17 protein-coding genes are annotated in these 21,727 nt (G+C 72.1%); 8 read left to right on the top strand and 9 right to left on the bottom strand.

Going from position 1 to position 21,727, the window contains the following annotated elements; translation table 11 throughout:
- Positions 1-203: 203 nt before the first annotated feature.
- The 4 genes from WMF28_RS32845 to WMF28_RS32830 all read right to left on the bottom strand — a co-directional run bounded on the left by WMF28_RS32845 (position 204) and on the right by WMF28_RS32830 (position 6,109).
- Complete coding sequence (locus tag WMF28_RS32845; protein ID WP_437597385.1) at positions 204-2,447, bottom strand: ATP-binding protein; 2,244 nt, start codon at positions 2,445-2,447, stop codon at positions 204-206.
- On the bottom strand, positions 2,444-4,393 hold the full coding sequence (locus tag WMF28_RS32840; RefSeq protein ID WP_437597384.1) for an ATP-binding protein: 1,950 nt from the start codon (positions 4,391-4,393) through the stop codon (positions 2,444-2,446). Before WMF28_RS32840 ends, WMF28_RS32845 begins: the two co-directional genes overlap by 4 nt.
- A gap of 205 nt (positions 4,394-4,598) precedes the next feature.
- Complete coding sequence (locus WMF28_RS32835; RefSeq protein WP_437597383.1) at positions 4,599-5,645, bottom strand: YihY/virulence factor BrkB family protein; 1,047 nt, start codon at positions 5,643-5,645, stop codon at positions 4,599-4,601.
- Between the two features lie 119 nt (positions 5,646-5,764).
- On the bottom strand, positions 5,765-6,109 hold the full coding sequence (locus tag WMF28_RS32830) for a hypothetical protein (RefSeq protein WP_437597382.1): 345 nt from the start codon (positions 6,107-6,109) through the stop codon (positions 5,765-5,767).
- Between the two features lie 169 nt (positions 6,110-6,278).
- Between WMF28_RS32830 and WMF28_RS32825 the strand changes: the two genes are divergently transcribed.
- The 3 genes from WMF28_RS32825 (at position 6,279) to WMF28_RS32815 (ending at position 11,093) form a co-directional block, all read left to right on the top strand.
- Complete coding sequence (locus WMF28_RS32825; RefSeq protein ID WP_437597381.1) at positions 6,279-9,395, top strand: TIGR03960 family B12-binding radical SAM protein; 3,117 nt, start codon at positions 6,279-6,281, stop codon at positions 9,393-9,395.
- 86 nt (positions 9,396-9,481) lie between these two features.
- Positions 9,482-10,195, top strand: coding sequence for a sensor histidine kinase (locus WMF28_RS32820; RefSeq protein ID WP_437597379.1), 714 nt, complete (start codon positions 9,482-9,484; stop codon positions 10,193-10,195).
- Positions 10,196-10,271: 76 nt separating this feature from the next.
- Positions 10,272-11,093 (top strand): Uma2 family endonuclease, encoded by an 822-nt coding sequence (locus WMF28_RS32815; RefSeq protein WP_437597378.1) that lies wholly within the window; start codon positions 10,272-10,274, stop codon positions 11,091-11,093.
- Positions 11,094-11,119: 26 nt separating this feature from the next.
- Here WMF28_RS32815 and WMF28_RS32810 read toward each other — a convergent pair whose 3' ends face one another.
- Entirely contained in the window at positions 11,120-12,322 is a 1,203-nt protein-coding gene (locus WMF28_RS32810) for a VWA domain-containing protein (RefSeq protein WP_437597376.1), read from the bottom strand.
- Positions 12,323-12,324: 2 nt separating this feature from the next.
- On the bottom strand, positions 12,325-13,164 hold the full coding sequence (locus WMF28_RS32805) for an AAA family ATPase (RefSeq protein WP_437597374.1): 840 nt from the start codon (positions 13,162-13,164) through the stop codon (positions 12,325-12,327).
- 386 nt (positions 13,165-13,550) lie between these two features.
- On the opposite strand from WMF28_RS32805, the gene WMF28_RS32800 reads away from it, so the two are divergent.
- The 4 genes from WMF28_RS32800 to WMF28_RS32785 all read left to right on the top strand — a co-directional run bounded on the left by WMF28_RS32800 (position 13,551) and on the right by WMF28_RS32785 (position 18,773).
- The gene (locus WMF28_RS32800) at positions 13,551-14,690 is read left to right on the top strand and encodes a glycosyltransferase (RefSeq protein WP_437597373.1); all 1,140 of its coding nucleotides are present in this window, start codon (positions 13,551-13,553) and stop codon (positions 14,688-14,690) included.
- Between the two features lie 3 nt (positions 14,691-14,693).
- Entirely contained in the window at positions 14,694-15,815 is a 1,122-nt protein-coding gene (gene glf / locus WMF28_RS32795) for a UDP-galactopyranose mutase (protein ID WP_437597372.1), read from the top strand.
- Positions 15,812-18,043 (top strand): family 1 glycosylhydrolase, encoded by a 2,232-nt coding sequence (locus WMF28_RS32790; protein WP_437597371.1) that lies wholly within the window; start codon positions 15,812-15,814, stop codon positions 18,041-18,043. The genes glf and WMF28_RS32790 overlap by 4 nt, the downstream gene beginning before the upstream one ends.
- A gap of 244 nt (positions 18,044-18,287) precedes the next feature.
- The gene (locus WMF28_RS32785) at positions 18,288-18,773 is read left to right on the top strand and encodes a hypothetical protein (protein ID WP_437597370.1); all 486 of its coding nucleotides are present in this window, start codon (positions 18,288-18,290) and stop codon (positions 18,771-18,773) included.
- 110 nt (positions 18,774-18,883) lie between these two features.
- Here WMF28_RS32785 and WMF28_RS32780 read toward each other — a convergent pair whose 3' ends face one another.
- Positions 18,884-19,753, bottom strand: coding sequence for a helix-turn-helix domain-containing protein (locus WMF28_RS32780; protein ID WP_437597369.1), 870 nt, complete (start codon positions 19,751-19,753; stop codon positions 18,884-18,886).
- On the bottom strand, positions 19,750-19,938 hold the full coding sequence (locus WMF28_RS32775; RefSeq protein WP_437479686.1) for a hypothetical protein: 189 nt from the start codon (positions 19,936-19,938) through the stop codon (positions 19,750-19,752). The genes WMF28_RS32780 and WMF28_RS32775 overlap by 4 nt, the downstream gene beginning before the upstream one ends.
- A 564-nt stretch (positions 19,939-20,502) precedes the next feature.
- Here WMF28_RS32775 and WMF28_RS32770 point away from each other — a divergent pair.
- Positions 20,503-21,066, top strand: coding sequence for a biopolymer transporter ExbD (locus tag WMF28_RS32770; RefSeq protein ID WP_437597368.1), 564 nt, complete (start codon positions 20,503-20,505; stop codon positions 21,064-21,066).
- Positions 21,067-21,141: 75 nt separating this feature from the next.
- Here the strand turns inward: WMF28_RS32770 and WMF28_RS32765 are convergent, their stop codons facing one another.
- Positions 21,142-21,723, bottom strand: a complete 582-nt coding sequence (locus WMF28_RS32765; RefSeq protein ID WP_012239127.1) for a hypothetical protein — start codon at positions 21,721-21,723, stop codon at positions 21,142-21,144.
- Between the last annotated feature and the right edge of the window lie 4 nt (positions 21,724-21,727).

Genomic DNA, 21,727 nt, shown 5'->3' with positions numbered 1-21,727 from the left:
TGTGCCAGGCGACGCGCCTGTGCGTCAGCGTGATCATGGTTTGCCGTGCAGCCACGTCCGGCGTGTCGCCGCCGGTATCGGCCTCCAGGTTTGAGCTTCAATTCACCCGACCCCGGGGCTTCCCCGGATAGCCCCCGGGTCGAGCTGAATTCGCCGCCACAGTGGCTTAGCGCACATCGCTCCACCGCGGCTCCGAGCGCGCCTCACGCCGCGGCTGCAGCCGACTGGAAGGCGCGCGAGAGCTCCGCCGGCGCCGGCAGCGCCGCGCTCGCGAGCCCCCGCCGCGCCACCGCGAGCCAGCGCATCGGGTCGGCGACCGCGCCGCTCGCGATCGCCGCGAGCAGGCGGCGGCGCATCCAGTCCTTGCGGCGGTAGAAGCTCGTGCCGTGCTCGGCCGTGGGGCGCGGGACGTAGCTCGCCAGCGAGACGTGCGTCTTCTCGTGGAGCAGGAGATCGGTGAGCGCGGTGAAGGCGACCGCGTCGTCCCGCAGCAGCACCGCCGTGAGCAGCGCCCGCACCCGCGACGAGGCGAGGTTCACGCTGATCCCGCTCCCGTCGGTGTGCGCCATCTCGTCGGGGCCGTAGAGGTCCTGGTGCACCCAGATCGGCGATGGCGTCAGGTCCGCCGACTCGGAGATCGCCGCGTCGAGCCGCTCGATGACCGTCATCGCCGCGGCCACGGCGCGGACGCCGGGCACCTCGGCCGCGATCGTCAGGAGCGCGTCGCGCGAGGTGCGGGGCATCGGGCACGACGCGGCGCCCGGCGCGCGGGTAGGCGCCGCCGCCGCCGCGGCCTCCAGGGGCTGCGAGGCCGCGCCCTCGCTCGCGAGGCGCCGCCAGAACGCCTGCGCGAGCGGCTCGTCGAGCGCGAGATACACGAGCTCCCCGGGGCGCGCGCCGGGCGCCTCCCGGCCGGCGGCGGCCCCGGGCGCCGCGGCGGAGGCGCCGAGCGGCCAGCGGGCAGCGCTCCGGCCGTGGCCCGGCGGGGCGGCCTCGAGCGGGCGGAGCACGCCGGCCCGGTGCGCCTGGAGCAGCTCGCGCAGCGTGAGCGGCGCGCTGCGAACGTGGAGCTGGCCGAGGAGCGGGGACAGCGCCGCGCCCGGAGGCCGCTGGCCGGCCTCGACCACGAGCGACCGGAAGAGGGGCGCGTCGAGCAGACCGCTCGCGAAGCGGATGACCTGCTCGGGGGCCGCCACCGTGGGGGTGCGCGCGGCCGGATCGAGCTCGTCCACCCCCTGGACCGACGCGATCGTGATGGTCTCGCCGAGCAGCGCCGCGTGCACGAACCGGTCGAGCACCGACGAGAGCCGGTGATCCACAGCGCGCAGGAGCTCGCGGTCATACAGGGCGTCGCGCAGGATGAAGCGCTCGAACGCGGCCACGAGCGCCGCCTCGACCGCCGTCGACGCGCTCGCCGCGACCGCCGAGCGGCCCTTGTTGAGCGGCACGCCGAGCGGCAGCTCCGCGACCAGGCCGAAGCCGGCGGCCGTGATCGCGCGCGCGAGCTCGCGGTGCAGGCCGAGCTCGGGGCCGGGGAAGGGGTCGATCCGCGTCGCCACGGTGAGCCCCTTCTGGGTGATCGTGAGCTGCGGTTCGATGCCGTCGCCGCGGCCCACGAGGAGCTCGAGCGCGCCGCAGAGCTCGCCCGACGGCGGGAGCCGGAGCGGCGCCTCGGCGGCGCGGCGGAGGCGCGCCCGCGCCGTGTTGACCAGCGCGCCGTCGACGTAGATCCGCGCGGCGGCCGGGTCGACAAGCCCCACCGCCGCGGTGACCTCCGCGGCGAGCGCCGGCCGCGAGATCGGCTGCGCGAGCGAGAGCCGCACCGAGGTGCCCGTCGTCGGGCGGCGCGGCGGCGCAGGGGCGCGCGCGGGGCCGCCGTCGTCCGGCGGCGCGGGCGAGGGGCGGTGCAGGGACAGGAGCGTCCACGAGAAGTCCTCGTAGGGCGGCCCTGCGCCGAGCGGCGCGACGAGCAGCCGGTGCCCGCCCGAGGGCGTCGCCGTGACCACCTCGATCCAGGGCGCGATCTCCAGCGCCGAGAAGAAGCCGATCCCGTGCTCGCCGATCGCGTCGGGCTCGCCCGCCTTGCCGCTCCGGAAGGGGACGAGCAGGTCGGCGAGGAGCTCGGTCCGGCTCATGCCGCGGCCCTGGTCGGTGACCGAGATCTCGCGCCCGTCCTCGGTCGAGCGGACATCGATGCGAGCGCCGGGGGGCGAGGCGTCGAGCGCGTTCTGGAGCAGCTCGCGGAGCGGGCCGATCCGCGACGACGCCTGCGCGTAGATGGTGCGCGAGAGGATGCGCTGCGCGAGGTCGGGCACCGTGGCCTCGCTGCGGCAGGCGGCGACGAGCGCGAGGCGCTCCGCGCTGCTCGCCTGAAGGTAGGCCTCGGCGCGCCCGTGGATCCGCACGAGGAGCAGCTCCGAGAAAAGCCCGTACGAGATCTGGGTCATGGCTCGCCTCCGGAGGTCCTTTCGCCGGGCCGGGGCGCGGCGCAGGCCACCCCGTCCACGGGTTCGCCGACGATGAGATCGCGCTCGAGATCGGCCTCGCGCACCCCGGAGGCCCGATCGAAGGCCGCCCTCAGCGCGTACCCGTCGCACCAGCCCGAGGGGCGCCGCACCGCCGCGCTGTCGTCGCGGATGAGCAGGACCCGGCGCGTGCCGAGGCACGGCAGCGGTCCAGCCGGGCGCCGCCACGCAGCGTCGGGGAGCGGGGGCGCGCCCGGAGCCCCTCGCGGAGGCGCGGTGCCCGCGCCGCGGTCCGTCTGGGGCCGGCTCCGGCAGAGGGCGACCATGGTCGTGTGAGGGCTCGCCGCGCGCGCGAGGATCAGCGGCAGCCCCGCGAGGTCGCCGCGGCGCCGCGCGAGGGCCGCGAGCGTCTCCGGCGGATCGAGATCGAGCTCGTCCTCGAGGAGCTCGCGCTCGCCGGGGAGGTGGGGCTGCCACTCGCGCTCCGCCCAGAAGCTCTCCGGCACGAAGAGCCGATCGGCGACGCTCGGCCCGAGGAACCCGAGCAGCGCCTCGCGCCGCTCGGGGGTCACCATGCAGCGCCCCGGGCCGAGCAGGGCGCGCGCGAGATCGAGGGCCACCTCGTCCCAGCCCGCGGATTGCAGCATGAGCGCGCTGATCTGCGCGGCCATCTCGGCGAGCCGGTCGCGCGTGCGCCGGCCCTCGCCGCTCGCCGCGGCGAGCTGGATGAGCCGCCGGTAGAACGCCGTCGCGACCGCGGTGAACTCCGGCCCGATCTTGAGCGCGTCGCGCCCCTCGGTCAGCTCCACGGCGGCCGGGAAATCGATGAGCGCGAGCTCGGCCAGGGCGAGGCAGGCGTCGATCTTGACCCCCGCATGGAAGGTGGCCGCCGAGATGCTCGGGAGCAGCCCTCGCCCGCCGACGTGGAACCGCGCGAGGAGCGCGCCGTCGCGCGCCTCCTCGAGGCCGTCGCGCGCCTCCTGCGCGCGCGGGCCGCTCGCCGCGGCGGGGTCGTCTGCCCCGGCGGAAGACGCGCCCCAGTCGCCGGGGGCCTGCGGCGCGCGCGCGATCCGCTCCTGGATGAGCTGCCCGCCCGAGATCAGCCGGCCGTCGTTCACGGCCGCGCCGTCGAGCAGCACGAGGGCGCGGCTCGCGGGGAAGAAGTGGAGCGCGTCGCGCAGGTAGGCGCGGACCGCGCTCGCCTCGAGCAGCGACGACGTGACGCGCACGCGCGTGCCGAGCAGCGGCGCGATCCGGCGCACCGAGCACATCAGCGCGGCGGTGAGCTCGGGCGACGCGCGGCCGCAGGCGCGCTCGGGCGCCTCGGGGGCGGGCTCGGGCGCGCCGCCGGTGTCGCCCGCGTCGCCCGCGCTGGGCCAGGCCACGACGCGGATCGCCCACCCCTCGATGCCGTCGCCGGTCGTGACGTGCAGGCTGAAGCTCTCCGGGTCCGAGAGCCCGAGCCCGAGCACGGAGAAGAACCCGACCCCGAACCGGCCGAGATCGATCCCGGGGCGCTTGTCTGTCGCGAACGGGATGAGCAGCCGTGAGAGGATTGCCCGGAGCCCCATGCCGGCGCCGGTGTCGCTGACGTCGACGCGCCCGTCGTTGACGGCGACGTCGACGAGCGGCTGCGGCGCGCGGGCCGCGTCGGCGGCGTTGAGCACGAGCTCGATGAGCGGCCGGAGCGGGTGCCCGAACTGGCGGGAGATTTCCTCGTCGAGGATCTTGATCAGGTAGGCGCGGTCGATGGGGGGCTCCGCGAGGTCGCGCTGCCCCGCGCAGAGCGCCTCGAGGGCCGGGCGGTGCAGGCCGACGGCGACGAGCTCGTGCAGCGCTCCCAGAAAGTACAGCCCGGCGTCTCCTGGCAGAGGCGCGGCGCGTCGGCTGCCGCCCCCGTCACCCCCCGCTCCGTAGTGCGCGTGCACGCTCGACTGCTCCCCCTCACGCCCGCCCTCGACATCCCCCTGCGCGAAGTGCGCGCACCCACCGTGCGAATGCGCGCCGAGTGAGCGCCGAGCGGCGAACGATCGACGGAGCTTTCACCGCCCGTGCCGAGCCGAGCCGTCGGGCGGCGGCCGTCCGTCCTTCAGCGCGCGGCCGCCGGGGGCGGCGGCCTCCCGGCGCGCCGCGCTATCCCGCGGCCCGCTGCTGCGGCGGCGAGCTCGGGGCGCCGCGCTCTTCGCCTTCGTCCGCTTCGCCCGCGCCCTGGCCGTCGCGGCGCTGCATCGTGGAGCCGTGGGGCAGCGTGGCGCTCTGGGGCAGCGGCGTCTCGCTCTGGGGCAGCGGCGTCTCGCCCTGGGCCAGGTCGGAGAGCTGGGCCAGCTCCGAGAGCGCCAGCGCGCTCCACTTGCCCGGGGGCGGGACCGACAGCACCCCGGCGCGCTCGCGCTCCAGGCGCGCGTTCAGCTCGCCGCCGATGAGCAGCGCCAGCGCCAGCAGCCACAGCCAGAACAGGAAGATCGCGACGGTCGCGAGGCTCCCGTAGAACGTGGCGTAGCGGCCGAGCGTGGTCACGTAGAGCGAGAAGAGGGTCGACACGACCGACCAGAGCACCACGGTGAGCACCGCGCCCGGGAAGACCCGGCGCCGCTCGATGTTGGGGCGCTGGATGGCGAGCCTGAAGAACGCGGCCACCATGCAGGTGACGAGCCCCGCGGGGAGGGCGAAGGCGACGATGCGGGCGCCGATCGAGCCCGAGAGCGAGCCGATCAGCACGCCGATGCCGGCGACCACGGGCACCACGGCCAGGCTGGCCATCACGCACGCCGCCGCGATCGCCCTGCGCACGTACCAGGGGCGCTCGCGCGTGTTGTAGATCGTGTCGAACACGCCCATGGCGGTCGAGAGCCCGGAGGACATGATCCAGAGGAAGCCGGTGATGCTGATCGGGGCGACCGCCGACGACTGCGAGAGCCGGAGGAGCTCCTCCGAGACGAGGTTCGCGACCTCCGGCGGCGCCGCCTGGAGGAGCGGCCGCGCCACGATGTCCGACCACTCCATGGTCCGGCTGAGCACGTAGCCGGCGAAGGCGGCGAGGGGGATCAGGCTGAGGAACGCGTCGAAGGCCATCGCGCTCGCGGCCCGCGGCCCGTTGTGGCGATCCAGGCTGACGATGACGCTCCACACCGCCTTTGCGGCGCGGCGGCGCTCGATGTGTCGCTGGATCGGAGCAGGCACGGGGGCAGAGCGTCGCTCTCCCTGGTGCGGGGCGCAATACCATCCGCCGCGCGCTCCCGGCTCCGGAGATCTCGGGATGGTGGCAACTTCCGGCAGCAGCGGGCCGGTGCCCCGTGGCTCTAGGCCTCGGCGTCCCTGTCGGCGGCGAGGAGGCTCTGCACCGCGTAGGGCACCGACTCGACGCCGGCGAGCTCGGCGAGGGCGTAGGCGATGTGCTCGCGGCTCGCGTGCGGTGGGATGCCGACGATCGCCCACGAGCCGCCCTCGCCGCGCTGCAGGTTCTTCCCGCGCTCGATGCGGAGCGCGGCGAGGGCCGGGTAGACGGCCACCGTCAGCCGCTTTGGCCGGAGGCGGTTCAGCGCGCGCATGGCGAAGGCGATCCGGTCGAACTCGCTGGGATCGCGGTACTCGATATGCCGTTGCTGGTCGATCTCCACGTGGTGGTGGGTATCACGCTCGCGCACCGCGTGAGCATAGCCCGAGCGGGCCGCCGCGCCGCTCCGGGCCTACGGCTCGGCCGTCGGCGGCGGTGGCCCCACGCATGGCCGAGCCTGCCAGGGGGCCGCTGTGCGCCAGGGAAACCGGGGCCCGCGGGTGCCGCTGCGCGCCGGCCATGCTACGCGCCGGAGCGCCATGGACAGCCTCCCCCTGCTCGCCGGTCACCCGTACGCCTCCTTTCTCGATCAGGTCGAGAAGCCTGCGCGCTACGCGGGCGGCGAGGTCGGCTCGGTCGTGAAGGACTGGGCGTCGGTCGAGGCGCGCGTCTGCCTCGCCTTCCCGGACGTCTACGACATCGGGATGAGCCACCTCGGCTTCAAGATCCTCTACAAGCTCCTGAACGACGACCCGCGCACGCTGGCCGAGCGCTGCTATGCGCCGTGGGTCGACATGGAGGCCCAGCTCGTGAAGCGCGGGCTGCCGCTCGTCTCGCTCGAGTCGGCGCGCCCGCTCAGGGACTTCGATGTCGTGGGCTTCTCCCTGCAGTTCGAGCTCACCTACTCCAACATCCTCACGATGCTGCACCTCGGCGGCGTCCCGCTGCGCGCGGAAGGCCGCGGCGAGGACGACCCGATCGTGATCGCGGGCGGCCCGACGGCGACCCACCCGGAGCCGATCGCCCCCTTCCTCGACGCCCTCGTCATCGGCGACGGCGAGGAGAAGGCGACCGAGGTCGCTCTCCTGTGGACCCGGCTCAAGCGCGAGGGCGTGCCGCGGCGCGAGCGGCTCGTCGCGATCGCGCGCCTCGGCGCGGTGTACGTGCCCTCGCTCTACGCGACCCGGATCGACCCCGGCACCGGCTTCGAGGTCGTCGATCGCCCGCTCGTCTCCGGGATCCCGTTCCCGATCGAGCGCGCCCTCGTCGATCTGAACAAGTACCCGTTCCCCGACGAGAGCCCCACCGGCGGCCCCGAGGCCATCTTCGACCGGATGTCGATCGAGATCGCCCGCGGCTGTACCGAGGGGTGCCGCTTCTGCCAGGCCGGGATGATCTACCGCCCCGTCCGCGAGCGCGATCCCGAGCAGATCGTCGAGACCGTGATGCGCGCGGTGCAGAAGTCCGGCCAGGACGAGGTCTCGCTCACGGCGCTGTCGACCGCCGATGTCTCGTGCATCTCGCCGCTCGTCAAGAAGGTCACCGAGCGCCTCACCAGAGAGCGCATCTCGCTCGGCGTCTCGTCGCTGCGCGCCTACGGGCTCGAGCCCGACCTGCTCGACGAGCTCAAGCGCGTGCGCGCGACGGGCCTCACCTTCGCGCCCGAGGCGGGGACCCAGAGGATGCGCGACGTCGTGAACAAGAACGTCACGGAGGAGCAGCTCCTCGAGACGGCCGAGCGCGTGTTCAGCCGCGGCTGGGGCAAGATGAAGCTCTACTTCATGATCGGCCTCCCGACCGAGACCGACGAGGACGTGCGCGGCATCGTCGAGACGGGCGCCCGCGCGGCCGGCGCCGGCCGGAGGGCGGCCGGCAAGGGCAAGCCGGCCGACGTGACGGTCAGCGTGTCGACGCACGTGCCGAAGCCCCACACCCCCTTCCAGTGGGCGGCGATGGACACGCTCTCCGAGGTCGGGCGCAAGCAGCAGCTGCTCAAGGACACGGTGCGGCCCTACCGCGCCGTCACGCTGAAGACCCACGAGGCCAACGCCAGCGTCCTCGAGGGCATCTTCGCCCGCGGCGACCGCCCCCTCGCCGACGTCCTCGAGCGGGCGTGGCGCGGCGGCGCCCGCTTCGACTCGTGGGACGATCAGATCAAGCTGTCCGTGTGGGAGGAGGCGTTCACGCACACCGGCGTCGGCCGGGCGAAGTACCTCGGCACCCTCCCGGTCACGGCGCGGCTGCCGTGGGATCACATCGACGTCGGCCTCGAGGATGGCTTCCTCGCGAAGGAGTACCGGAAGGCGCTCCAGAGCCGCCTCAGCCCGCCGTGCGGCAAGGTCGCCGGCATGTTCGTGCACCACACGAACCTCGACGACGCCACGGCCGATACGCGGCGGCTCGTCTGCTACGACTGCGGCGTCGCCTGCGATATGACGCTGATGCGCGACGAGCGGCTGACCTTCCTCGACCGGCTCGGCGCCCACAAGCGCTCGCTGCCGGTGCTCACCGACGCAGCCGCCGCGCCGCCTGCCGGCGCCGCGCCGTCGGCTGCCGACGGCGGCCCGCCCGCCGAGCCGGCCCGCGCCGGCGACGCGGAGCTCTCCCGCGCCGGCGCGGACGACGCCCCGCGCGCCGGCGACGAGGATCCGGCCCGCGCCGAGGCCGCGGCGCCTCCCCCCGCCGAGGCCGCGGCGCCTCCCCCCGCCGAGGCCGCGGCGCCTCCCCCCGCCGAGGCCGCGGCGCCTCCCCCCGCCGGCGGCGAGGCGCCCCCGCGCGCGAAGCGGAACGCGCCCGCGCCGAAGGGGCGCGGCGGCTTCCGCTACCGCTTCCGCTTCGAGAAGACCGGGCCGGTGGCGCTGCTCGGCCACCTGGACGTCGTGCGCGAGCTGCCCCGCGTGATCCGGCGCGTCGGCATGCCGATGACCTACACCGCGGGCTTCCACCCGAAGCCCGACATGACGTTCTCTCCGGCGCTCTCGCTCGGCGTCATCAGCCTCGACGAGTACGTCGACCTCCGCCTCGAGCGCGATCTCGACCCCGCCGCGCTCGACGCGCTCGTCGCCTCGATGTCGGCCGCGAGCCCCCGCGGGCTCGCGTTCCGCGGCGCCGTGAAGCTCGGCCCCGAAGACCCCGCCCTGAGCAAGCTGATCGCCGGCGCGCGCTACGCGCTCGTGTTCGCGCGCTCCGCGATCGGCGGCGACGCGGAGGCCTCCCTCGCCGCCCGCTGCAGCGCCGTCCTCTCGGCCGCGTCGCTCCCGATCCGCCGGGAGATCGACCGGCTCGCGAAGATGGTCGACGTGCGCCAGTACCTCGTGCGGGCCGAGGTCGGCGGGCCGGAGGTGCTCTCGGCGCTCGCGCGCGCCGGGCTCGTCGGCGACCTCGTCGCCGTCGAGGTCGAGGTCGACATCCGCGGCTCGGGCGCGGTGAAATCGTCCGAGGTCGCGGCGGTGATCGCGGGCGAGCCCGGGGAGGCGCCGGGCGCGATCACGCCGCCGCCGCACCGCGCCGTGCGGCTTCAGCTGTTCGGCCGCGCCGCGCCGGCGGGCTCCGCCGCGGGCGAGCGCTTCTCGCTCTTCGACCTCGATCGGGCGCGCCGCGTCAAGTCGGCTCCGGAGCGGGCGCCGTCCCTCGCGCTCGCCGCGGACGCCGAGTGAGCCAGCCCGGGACGGTCGCGTCGCAAAGAGCCTCCGGGTGACGGCGGCGCGTCGTCTGCGGGGAGCGCGCGGGCGCTCGCCCGCGGATGGGCTACGCTGCGCTCTGCTTTATGGCAAAAGAGGGTCACGAAACCGAATGCTGCGCCGCGCGCCTCGCCGCGGCGGGAGCGGTTGGTGCGAGCGTCGCCCATGAGCTGCGCAACGCCCTCGCGGTCGCGGAGTCGTCGCTCTACCTGGCGCAGCGCGATCTCGACGATCGGCCCCGCCTGCTGCGCCATCTCGACCGGGTGACGTGCGAGATCCGCAAGGCGCACGAGGTCATCGGCAGCGTCCTCGGGCTGGCGCGCGGCGAGCCGCTGCGGCGCGAACCGGCGCATGTCGGCAAGCTGATCGAGAGCGCCAGGCACGCGCTGGTCCTGCCCACGGCGGTCCGGTTCGAGGTCGCCGTCGCGCCGGCCGACCTCACGCTCCTGTGCGACCCCATCCTGCTCGAGCGCGTCTTCTCGAACCTTTATCTCAACGCGATCGAGGCGCTCGACAACGCCCCTGGCGGCTCGATCGTCACGCGCGCGTGGCGCGGCGACGAGCGCACGTACCTCGAGGTCGAGGACAACGGCCCCGGCGTCCACCCCTGCGTGGTCGACCACCTCTTCGAGCCGCTCGTGACGGCCAAGGTGAAGGGGACCGGCCTCGGGCTCGCGCTGAGCCGGGTCATCATCGAGGCGCACGGCGGCGAGATCACGGCGACGATGGGCCGTTGCACGGGCACGGCGTTCCGCATGTGGCTGCCGAGCCAGTAGCCGGTAGCGCCGGCCGAACCCACGGCCGGTCGCCCCGGCGCGCCGGGGCGCGCCACCCGCGTGCTATCGTCCTCTCATGCACGGGCAAGCCAAGCGCCATCCGTCGGGACGCGGCCCTTTTCGCGCGGAGCACGTCCGCTCGGGCGACCCGTACGAGCTGTCGAACGGCCACCCCGTTTACTGCGCCCCCACGGGGGGGCGAGCCTCCGGGCCGAACCACCTGGGCAGCTCGGTCGTGGGGTGGGATCCGGCGGTCCAGGAGGCGGGCGTGGACACGGGTTACACCCTGGGGCAGGGCACCCTCCGGGCGCCGGACGTCGCGGTGGGGAACGTGCCCGACAGGCCCGGCTGGGTGAAGGGGGTACCGGAGCTCGCCATCGAGTACGCCGATGTGGGGCAGGACGAGGAGAAGCTCCAGGAGAAGATCGCCGACCTGCTCGAGGCCGGCACGAAGCTCCTGTGGGTGGTACGGCTCAACGGTCCGCGGCGGGTCGAGGTGCACGAGCCCCGCCGGAAGATGCGCGTCGTGCTCCCCGGGCAGCTGCTGAGCGCGCCGGGTATCCTGAAGAACGCGGTCCCCGTCGAGGCGCTCTACGACCGCAGCGAGGCGGAGAAGGCCACGCTGACCAACCTGCTCCAGCGGCGCGGCTACGACGACCTCGACGCCGTGCTCGCTGCAGGGCGCGAAGAGGGGCGCGAAGAGGGGCGCGAGGAAGGGATCCTCGAGGGCAAACGCGATGCGCTGAGGCGCGTCCTCGATCGGCGAGGGCTGCGGCTCACGAAGGCGGCGGCGGCGAAGATCTCGTCGTGCAGGAGCGAGCGCGCGCTGGATGGCTGGCTCGATCGCGCCCTCGTCGCGTCGACCACGGCGGAGGTGTTCCGGCGCGCGGGCCGTTGACCCCGCGCCCGCGCTCCTCGCCCGGATCAGGCGCGGCCGCGGCCGCGGACGAGCTCGCAGACGGCCTCTCCCAGGCCCTCGAGCGTGAGCGCGAACATCGGGAAGATCCCCTTGATCGCGTCGACGGTCGGGTGCGGGTAGGGGCCGATCCCGTCCGGGTTCAGCCACACGGCGCGGTCGAAATGGTCGCGGAGCATCATCAGCCACGCGACCCCGGGCAGCCGCGCGTCGGGCTCGGACGAGGAGCCCGCCCCGCCGCCGTAGCCCGATGAGCCGAGCAGCTCGTAGGGCGCCATCGAGGCGTCTCCGACCATCACGAGCTTGTGGTGCTTGCCGCACTCGCGGAGCAGCTCTCGCACCGGGACAGGGTCCTGTAACCCTTCGGTTCTATACAATTTTTCGTACACGCAGTTGTGGAAGTAGTAGCTCCTCAGCTCCTTCCAGTGCGTCGCGCGCTTCGCCGCGCTGAACAGCTGCGACACGAGCGCGGCGCTGGGATCCATCGAGCCGCCCACGTCCATCATCAGGATCACGCGCGTGTTCGGCCGGCGCGGGGGCCGCGTGACGATCTCGATCTCGCCCGCGTTCCTGGCCGTCGCGTCGATCGTCGCCTCGATGTCGAGCTCGCGGTCGCCTCCCTCGCGCGCGAAGGCGCGCAGCTTGCGCAGCGCCACCTCGATCTGGCGCACGTCGAGCGTGAGATCGCTGCGGTAGGGCCGGTAGCGGCGCGCGTCGGCGTCCTGCACGGCGCCGCCACGCCCGCCCGCGGAGCCGCCGACCTGGATGCCGCTCGGGTTGAAGCCGCCGCGCCCGAACGGCGAGGTGCCGCCGGTCCCGATCCACCGGTTCCCCCCGTCGTGGCGCTCCCGCTGCTCGCGGAGGCGCTCCTCGAACCGCCGGAGCACCTCCTCCAGGTCGAGCTCCTCGATCATCGCCTTCTCCTCCTCGGAGAGGGCGCGCATCTTGATCGGATCCCGGAGCCACGAGAGGAGCTCCTCCGCGATCGCCTTGGCCTCCACGTGCACGCCGCGGAAGTGCTGGGCGAACGCGAGATCGAAGTCGTCGAGGTGCGCCTCGGAGTGGACAAGGAGCGCCCGCGCGACGTGGTAAAAGCCGCCGAGCGAGCTCTCGTGGAGCCCCGCGGCGAGCGCGCGCGCGAGGCCGAGCGCCTCCTGGGCGCCGACCGGGACCTTGCGGGCCCGGAGCTCGTAGAGGAACTCGACGAACATCGCTACGACCGGTACCGCCTGCCGCCGGCCAGCTGGTCGGCCAGGGCCGTCAGGTCCTGCTCCTTCTTGAGCAGCGCGCCGAGGAACGGCAGCGTCTTGTCGAGCTTCACCTCGCTCACGCCCGCCCCGCGCAGCACGGCGATCCAGTCGATGAGCTCGCTCGTCGAGGGCCGCTTCCGGATCCGGGAGTTCTTCCGGATCTCGTAGAAGACCTGCATCGCCTGATCGGCCAGCGACCGATCGAGCTCGGGGTGGTGGACGCGGACGATCTCCCGCATGAGCTCTGCGTCCGGGAAATCGATGAAGTGGAAGACGCAGCGCCGCAGGAAGGCGTCCGGCAGCTCCTTCTCGTTGTTGCTGGTGATGATCACGACCGGCCGCTCCCGGGCGGCGATCTCGTCGCCCGTCTCGGTGATGCGGAAGCGCATCCGATCGAGCTCGTGGAGGAGGTCATTCGGGAACTCGAGGTCCGCCTTGTCGACCTCGTCGATGAGGAGCACGACCCGCATGGAAGCGCTGAACGCCCTCCCGAGGGGGCCGAGCTTGATGTACCGCCGGATGTCGCGCACATCGCCGTCGCCGAAGCGCGCGTCGTAGAGCCGTTGCACGGTGTCGTACACGTAGAGCCCGTCCTGGGCCCGCGTGGTGCTCTTGACGTGCCAGGGGATGAGCTCGGCGGACAGGCCCTGCGCGACGGCCTCGGCGAGCAGCGTCTTGCCGGTGCCGGGCTCTCCCTTGACGAGGAGCGGCCGCTCCAGGACCAGCGCGCAGTTGACGGCGGCCTCGAGCGCTTCGCTTGTGAGGTAGCGTTCGGTGCCTCGGAAGCGGCGGAAATCGGACATGCCGAACGGTAGCACCCCCGGCGAGCGCGGCGGCGCGCGCCGGGGTCAGAGCCAGTCGCGCGCGGTGGGCGCCGGCGGTGATCTCGGCGAGGCGCGCGCGATGGACGCGGGAAAGGGCTGGGACATGCAGCGAGGGCCCGGGCTCCTCGGTAGGAGGCGGCGCGATGATAGCGCGGCCGGGGGAGCCCAGCGCGAGAGAGGGCGGGAGGAGGGCCTGTTCCCCTCCAAGTACACGCCTTTGCCCCGCAATCGCGCGGTGAATCCGCGAGAGGAGCGCTGACGCCGCGTCGCGGCGCGCGCTGCTGGGCATGCTCCTTGAATAGCGCTTCTCCGGAGCCCGGGCCGGGACCCAGGTGCACACCGAGACTCGAGCGGGAGGGGGATCGATGAGCGCGAGATCGCAGCCAGACGTGATCTGCTTTTCGCACCTGCGTTTCAGCTTCGTGTTTCAGCGGCCACAGCAACTGCTCACGCGCTGCGCGCGGCGGCGCCGTGTCCTCTTCTTCGAAGAGCCGGTGTTCGACGGCGGGCCCCCGCGCCTCGAGGAGACCGCGACCCAGCACGGAGGCCTCTGCGTCGCGACTCCACATCTGCCTTCCGGCACCGAGCCGTCGCGGGCCTCCGCCATGCAACGCGAGCTCCTCGACGGCATGATGAAGCGCCACGCGATGAGCGACTGCGTGCTCTGGTATTACACGCCAATGGCGCTCTCGTTCTCTCGGCACCTCGTGCCCGCGGCGACGGTGTACGATTGCATGGACGAGCTCTCGGCCTTCTCCGGGGCGCCCCCGGCGCTCAAGGTGCGCGAGGCCGAGCTCCTGCGCCGCGCCGACCTGGTCTTCGCCGGCGGCGCGAGCCTCTACGAGGCGAAGCGCGCGCTGCACCGGAGCGTGCACGCGTTCCCGAGCAGCGTCGACGTCGCGCACTTCGCCCGCGCGCGCGCCGCCTCCCGCGCCGAGCCCGCCGACCAGGCGGAGATCCCGCGGCCGCGCCTCGGCTTCTTCGGGGTCCTCGACGAGCGTATGGATCTCGATCTCCTCGCCGCCGTGGCCGCGCTGCGGCCGGCCTGGCAGATCGTGCTCGTGGGGCCCGTGGTCAAGATCGACCGGGCGACGCTGCCCCGCGCGCCGAACATCCATGTCCTGGGGCAGAGGCCGTATGAAGAGCTGCCCGCGTATCTCGGGGGCTGGGACGTGGCGCTCCTGCCCTTTGCCCGGAACGAGGCCACGCGGTTCATCAGCCCCACGAAGACGCCGGAGTACCTGGCCGGCGGCAGGCCCGTCGTCTCGACGTCGATCCGCGACGTGGTGCGGCCCTACGGCGAGCTCGGGCTCGTGCGCATCGCGGACGCGCCCGGCGACTTCGTGGCCGCCGTGGAGGCGGCCCTCGCCGAGGAGCGCGGCGCGCTGCTCGCGCGCGCGGACGACTTCCTCGGGCAGGGCTCGTGGGACGCCACCTGGGCCAGGATGGATCGGCTCCTCGAGGGCACGCTGGAGGCTCGCGGCCGGGCCGCGGCGACGAGGTGAGCCATGTTCGATTACCTCATCGTCGGCGCAGGCTTCGCCGGGTGCGTCCTCGCCGAGCGGCTCGCCCGGGGCGCCGGCAAGAAGGTCCTGCTCTGCGACGTGCGCATGCACATCGGCGGGAATGCGTACGACCATCACGACGCCGCTGGCATCCTCGTGCACAGGTACGGACCGCACATCTTCCACACGAACTCTCGGGAGGTCTTCGATTACCTGTCTCAGTTCACCGAGTGGCGCCCCTACCAGCACCGCGTGCGCGCCTGGGTCGACGGGCAGCTCCTGCCCATCCCGATCAACCTCGACACGATCAACGGCCTCTACGGCCTGAGCCTCAACGCGCTGGAGGTCGAGGGCTTCCTCGCCTCGAGGGCCGAGCGGCGCGAGAGCATCCGCACGTCGGAGGACGTGATCGTCAGCAAGGTGGGGCGCGAGCTCTACGAGAAATTCTTCCGCAGCTACACGCGCAAGCAGTGGGGCCTCGACCCGTCGGAGCTCGACGCCTCGGTGACGGCGCGCGTCCCGGTCCGCACGAACCGGGACGACCGCTACTTCGCCGACACCTACCAGGCGATGCCGCTCCACGGGTTCACGCGGATGTTCGAGCGGATGGTCGACCACCCGGGCATCAAGATCCTGCTCAACGCGGACTACCGCGAGATCTGCCATGCCGTCCCGCACCGCGAGGTGATCTACACAGGCCCGGTCGACGCCTATTTCGATCACCGGTTCGGGAAGCTGCCCTATCGCTCGCTCGAGTTCAAGTTCGAGACGAAGGACCAGGAGGTGTACCAGGCGGCGCCTGTCATCAACTATCCGAACGAGTACAGCTACACCCGGGTCACCGAGTTCAAGCACCTCACCGGCCAGGCGCACCCGAGGACGACGATCGTCTACGAGTTCCCGAAGGGCGACGGCGACCCGTACTACCCCGTGCCGCGGCCGGAGAATGCGGCGCTCTATCGCAAGTACGAGGAGCTCGCCCGGTCGACCGCCGGCGTCCACTTCGCCGGCCGGCTCGGCACGTACCGTTACTACAACATGGACCAGGTCGTCGCCCAGGCCCTCACCCTCTACACGAAGCTGACGGGCGCCCCGGGTTGGCGGGCCCGCGCGGAGGCGGCGTGAGCAGGGCGGCCGGGGAGGGCGGCGAGCCGGCGATCGAGCTCTGGGGCGGCGTCGAGTGCACGGTGAACCGCGTCCGCGACGTGTACCACGATCAGCTCGATTGGAACGGCCACGCGCGCCGGCTCGACGACCTCGACCGCTTCGCCGAGCTCGGGATCCGGGCGCTGCGGTACCCCGTGCTCTGGGAGCGCACGGCGCCCGACGGCTGCGCGCGCTTCGCGTGGGCCGACGCGCGCCTCGGGAGGCTGCGCGACCTCGGCATACGGCCGATCGTGGGGCTCGTCCACCACGGCAGCGGGCCGCCCCGGACGAGCCTCCTCGATCCGAGCTTCGTCGAGGGGCTCGCGCGCTTCGCCCGCGCGGTGGCCGAGCGCTACCCGTGGGTCGAGGACTACACGCCGGTGAACGAGCCGCTCACCACGGCGCGCTTCTCCGGCCTCTATGGCCACTGGTACCCGCACGGGCAGGATGGCCGCGCCTTCGTCCGCGCGCTCCTCACGCAGTGCCGCGCGATCGCGGCGGGGATGCGCGCCGTCCGCGAGATCAACCCCCGCGCGCGCCTGGTGCAGACAGAGGATCTCGGGAGGACGTTCAGCACGCCGCTGCTCGCGTACCAGGCGCAGCACGAGAATCACCGCAGGTGGTTGAGCCTCGACCTGCTCATGGGTCGAGTGGACCGGGATCACCCGTTCTATCCGCAGCTCCTCGAGTGGGGCGCGTTTCCCGGCGAGCTCGAGGCGTTCGTCGCGTCGCCCTGCCCGCCGGACATCCTCGGCGTCAATTACTACATCACGAGCGAGCGGTTCATCGACGAGCGCCTCGAACGCTATCCGCCGGGGATGCACGGCGGCAATGACAGGCACGCCTACGCCGATCTCGAGGCCGTGCGCGTGGTCGCCGAAGGCGTGGGCGGGCATCTCCAGCGCCTCGTCGAGGTCTGGGAGCGTTACCGGCGGCCGGTCGCGATCACCGAGGCCCACATGGGCGGCTCCCGCGAGGAGCAGCTCCGCTGGCTGGCCGAGGCGTACCGCGCGGCGGTGGACGCGCGCGCGGCGGGCGCGGACGTGCGGGCGATGACCGTGTGGGCGCTGCTCGGCTCATTCGACTGGGACAGCCTCGTCGTGCGCGAGCGCGGGCGCTACGAGCCGGGCGTCTTCGACGTCCGCGGCGAGGCGCCGCGACCGACCGCGCTGGCCCGGCTCGTCCGTGCGCTTGCGCGCGGGGAGCCCTTCGACCACCCGGTGCTCTCGTTTCCGGGGTGGTGGCGCCGCCCGGAGCGGCTGCTTTATCCGGCGGTCAGCGTCGAAGAGCGCGACGGCGCGGCGTGCGTCGAGCCGTCCGGCGGCCTGACCGGGCGGACCGAAGGGCCGCCGATCGTGATCGCCGGCGCCACGGGCACGCTCGGCAAGGCCTTTGCGCGGCTGTGCGCCCACCGCGGGCTGCCGCACCGCCTGCTGAGCCGCCTCGAGATGGACATCGCCGATCCCGCTTCGGTCGAGCGCGCCCTCGAGCGTCACGCGCCGTGGGCGGTCATCAATACCGCGGGCCATGCGCGCGTCGACGACGCGGAGCTCGAGCCTCACCGCTGCGCGCGCGAGAACGCCTCCGGGCCCGCGGTGCTCGCGGCGGCGTGCCGTGAGCGCGGCGTCCGGCTCGTCACGTTCTCCTCGGATCAGGTCTTCGACGGCACCGGCACGACACCATATGTCGAGACCGACCCGGCGAGGCCGCTCAGCGCGTACGGGCGGAGCAAGGCGGCTGCCGAGCAACAGGTGCTCTCGACCCTTCCGGCGGCGCTGGTGGTGCGCACGGCGGCGCTCATCGACCCCTGGGACGAGGCCGGCTTCGTCGCCGCCGCCCTGCGCGCGCTCCGTGACGGCCGCCCCTTCAGCGCGGCCGAGGATCTGATCGTGACGCCGACCTACACACCCGATCTCGTCGACGCGACCCTCGATCTCCTGATCGACGGCGAGGGCGGCCTCTGGCATCTGGCGAACCGCGACGCGGTGACCTGGGCTGAGCTCGCTGCGCGGAGCGCCGCGCTTGCGCGCCTGGACACGGCGCTCGTCGTCCGTTGCCCTGGCAGCGCGCTCGGCTTCGTCGCGCCGCGCCCCCGGTACAGCGCGCTCGGCAGCCAGCGAGGGCTCCTTCTCTCCGCGCTCGACGATGCGCTCGCGCGCTATTTCTCCACCGCGGTGGCGGCCCAGCTCGCCCGTGAGGCCGCTTGAGCCGGGACGAACGACCAGGGCCTCTCCGCCGGTGACGGACATCCCTGTTGACCCCCAGGAGAGTGCGTCGCCTCGTGATGACGGATGACTCTCTGCTTCATTGGCGCATCATCCGTCGAGGGCGGCGACACGTCTGCTTCACCGGAGGAAAAGTTGCGCGACTCGGTGGCGCTGCTTGCTCCTACCTGCGTGAGCGCCTACCCTGGGCCGCAGACGTAACCACGAAATCGCGGAGAGAAACGTCATGATGCCGATGATGAGCATGCCGATGATGGGCTCGATCGGGATGATGCCCCAGATGATGGGTCAGATGCCGATGATGCCCCAGATGATGGGGATGATGCCCCAGATGATGGGGATGATGCCCCAGATGATGGGGATGATGCCCCAGATGATGGGGATGATGCCTCAGATGATGGGGATGATGCCCCAGATGATGGGTCAGATGCCGATGATGGCACGGATGACCTGTGAGATGGACAAGGAGGGGATGGTCTGCAAGATGATGCCCATGGATGGCGCGAGCATGGATATGCTGCGCCAGCGCTGCGACGCCATGATGAAGATGATGGGCATGGGCATGCCGATGATGCTGATGTGCGGCAGCACGCCGATGATGATGGGCATGAGCACCGGCATGGGCATGAGCACCGGCATGGGCATGAGCAGCGGCACGAGCGGGATGAGCAACATGGGCGGCGGTTCGAACGTCGCCAGCATGAGCAAGTGAACGCGCGCTCCTGTCGCAGCGCCTGATCCCCTCCCGGCGCAGGGCAGGCGGCTCGCTTCTTCTCCTGGCGTTCCCAGCGTCGCGGCGGCTCGAACCGCCGATCGCTCCGGTCAGCCCGTCTTCTCGACGTACGTCATCACCAGGTACATGATGACGGTCAGCTTGGTGGGGTTCCTGTACTGGTGGGGCACGTCGGCCTCGAACAGGATCGCGTCGCCCGTCGCGAGCAGGTGGCGCTCGGCGCCGACGATCATCTCAAGCGTCCCTGACGTCACCACCAGATTCTCTATCGTACCCGGCGGGTGCGGATCCGCGTGCTCCGTGGCGAGGGGAGCGAGCCTGAGCTCGTAGAACTCGACGGTCCTCGGCACATCGAACGGGAACAGGGCGCGCGAGGAGAACGAGCCGTCGTGCGACGTCAACACCTTGGCGCGCGCGGCCGGGATGAGCGCTGTGCCGCCGATCGACTGATCGCTGATCAGCGTCGAGAAGGGCACGCCCAGCGCCCGGGAGATCTTCCAGAGCACGTTGATCGTCGGCGTGCTCTGGCCGAGCTCGATCTGGCTGAGCATCGCCCGGCTCACGCTCGACGCCTTCGCCAGCCGCTCGAGGGAGAGCCCGCGCTTGGTCCGGAGGCGGCGCAGGTTGGCACCGACGATGCCGGTGAGCGCCGAGGAGGCATCGTGCGGGGCCATCTCGTAGGTCCAGGCCCCGTCGGACGTCTCGTCCGCGTCCCGCTGCGACGGCTCCTTCTGCGGCCCGTCCCCCGTCGCTCGGACGGCGTACGAGCCCGCAAGGCCAGCAGAGCCCTCTGGCCCGCGGTGCGAACGGGGTCCGGCGAGCGGTGAGGAGTTCCCCGTCGCCCGAGTGGACGCATCCACGCCGTTCGTGTAGCCCGGCACGGGCAACGAGGAATCGAACGGCTCGCCGGAAACCAACCCGGAAGAGGCGCGCGGCGTGTTCTGGCGGACCGATTTCATCGCAGCTGCCAGACTGGCATCCACGTCCACACGGGGAACCACCAGAGCGCGGCCTGCATGGTCAACGAGCTGCCCGACGACATCTCCATCTCCCTGCCGTTCTCGAGGGCACGCTCGTTCCGAGCCACCCGCCGCTGCTGCCGGTACTCCTCCAGATCGATCACTTGAGCACTCTGGGCGCGCATCCGATTTACCTCCAACCCGTAGACCTATCATCCGCTATAACGGATTGTATGTCAAGGGATAGCTCGACCATGACGCATCGTTCGAAGCGCGTCGCGTCATTGTGCCATCGCAGAACGATCTCATTCGTTGCGCAACGTGTCGTAATTTGCGCCTGAAATCGAGAGAGTTTTCGTTATGATTGGAAAATTTCCCTGTAGGAGTATTTCGGTGAAGCTCTGGTGATTTGCGCTTTGCGTTGTTCTTGGAAAGAGCAAAGCGGAGCACCGCCGAGATAGTGGACGAGGCGGAGCGCTCGGACCGCGCGCGCTCGCCCGTGATCGTCCGTCCCTCCAGGGGGCGTCGTCTGTATGCGCGCAGGGGTGAGAGGGGCTGGCGTGTCCGTGCCTCTCCGCGGTTGCCCATCGTCGTACGCCGCACGGATACGCCGCTCGATCCGGTGCCTTCCAGGAACATTCTGCGCGCGCCGTCCTCTGTCCCTCCGTCGCAGCGTGGTTGTGGAGCCGCGGCGCTTCGCGGCGTCATGAGCGCACATCGCGACATCACCAACACACAAGGAGGCAGCCATGGCGGGCGTCGACGTGGGGGGTGGCGAGAGGCGGGCACGGAACGGCGAGATCAACATGATCCCGTTCATCGATCTGTTGATGGTGATGATCGCCTTTCTCCTGATCACCGCGGTGTGGGTCACGAGCTCGCGCCTCAGGACCAGCGCAGAGGCGCCGGCCGCCGCCGGGTGCGGAGAGGAGTGTCAGAAGGAGCCTCTCAAGACGATGCACGTCCACGTCGGCGAGGACAGCTTCAACCTGGTGTGGAAGCAGGGCGCGACCGTGCTGAGCGAGGTGAGCATACCAAAGCATCCTGTCGAGATCGGCGCGGCGGGGGCCACCGCGATTCGCTACAGAGAGCTCAGCGAGGCCATCCTGCGCGAGTGGGAGCGGGGCGGCGAGCACCGCGCCCCGAGCGACCGCCGCGCCGACCAGGCCGTGCTCCACAGCGACGACAGGACCCCGTTCCGCGAGCTCGTCGCCGTGCTCGACGCCATCAACGTCCCGCGCCGGACCGTCCTGCTCGAGGACGGACGCAGCGTCGAGATGCCCGCGTTCCTCGCCACCTTCTCAGCGCGATAAGAGCGGCGCTCTCCTGTGCGGGTGAACGCCGCTCGGAGCGCGAATATTTGAGGGGGATGGGGAACTGCGACGCCGCTAGGCCGTGAACTCGGTCGTCAGGGCTACCCAGTTCGAGGGCGGGCGGACGGCGTAGCTCAGCGCCAGCACCTCGATCAGCACCACCCGGTAGATCGCGTGGACGTCGTCGACGTCGACCTCGTGCGCGTTCGCCTCGAGGGCGGCGTCGAGGTGCTCCTGCACGAACGCGAGGACGTCGGGCTGCTCCATCGCGATGACGTCGTCCGAGTCGACCGCCTCGGCAGGGTCGTGGAGGCGGATCTGCTCGTCCAGGTTCAGCGACTCCTCGACGCCCGTGAGCGCCGTCTCGGTGACCTCGTCGAGGTCCTGGCCGAACAGCTCGTCGAAGGCGAGCCAGATGGCCAGCGTCAGGAAATAGCCGAGGGCGAGCGCCGTCTCGTCGAGCGGGCCGGAGAGCACCGAGGAGATCCGGTCCGCCAGCGCAGGCTGCGTTTGCTCGAAGCGCGTGAACGCGTCGTCGAGCTGCTTGCGCGAGTCGTCGTCATCCTCGGCGAGCTGATCCTCGATCTCGGACAGGACGCGCGCAGGCACCTGAGCGTACGAGGGGACGGGGCGAATGGCTGCGCGGCGTACCCACACGCGG

Source organism: Sorangium sp. So ce590 (assembly GCF_051521365.1).
GTDB lineage: Bacteria > Myxococcota_A > Polyangia > Polyangiales > Polyangiaceae > Sorangium.
This window is presented reverse-complemented; position numbering and strand designations above follow the sequence as displayed.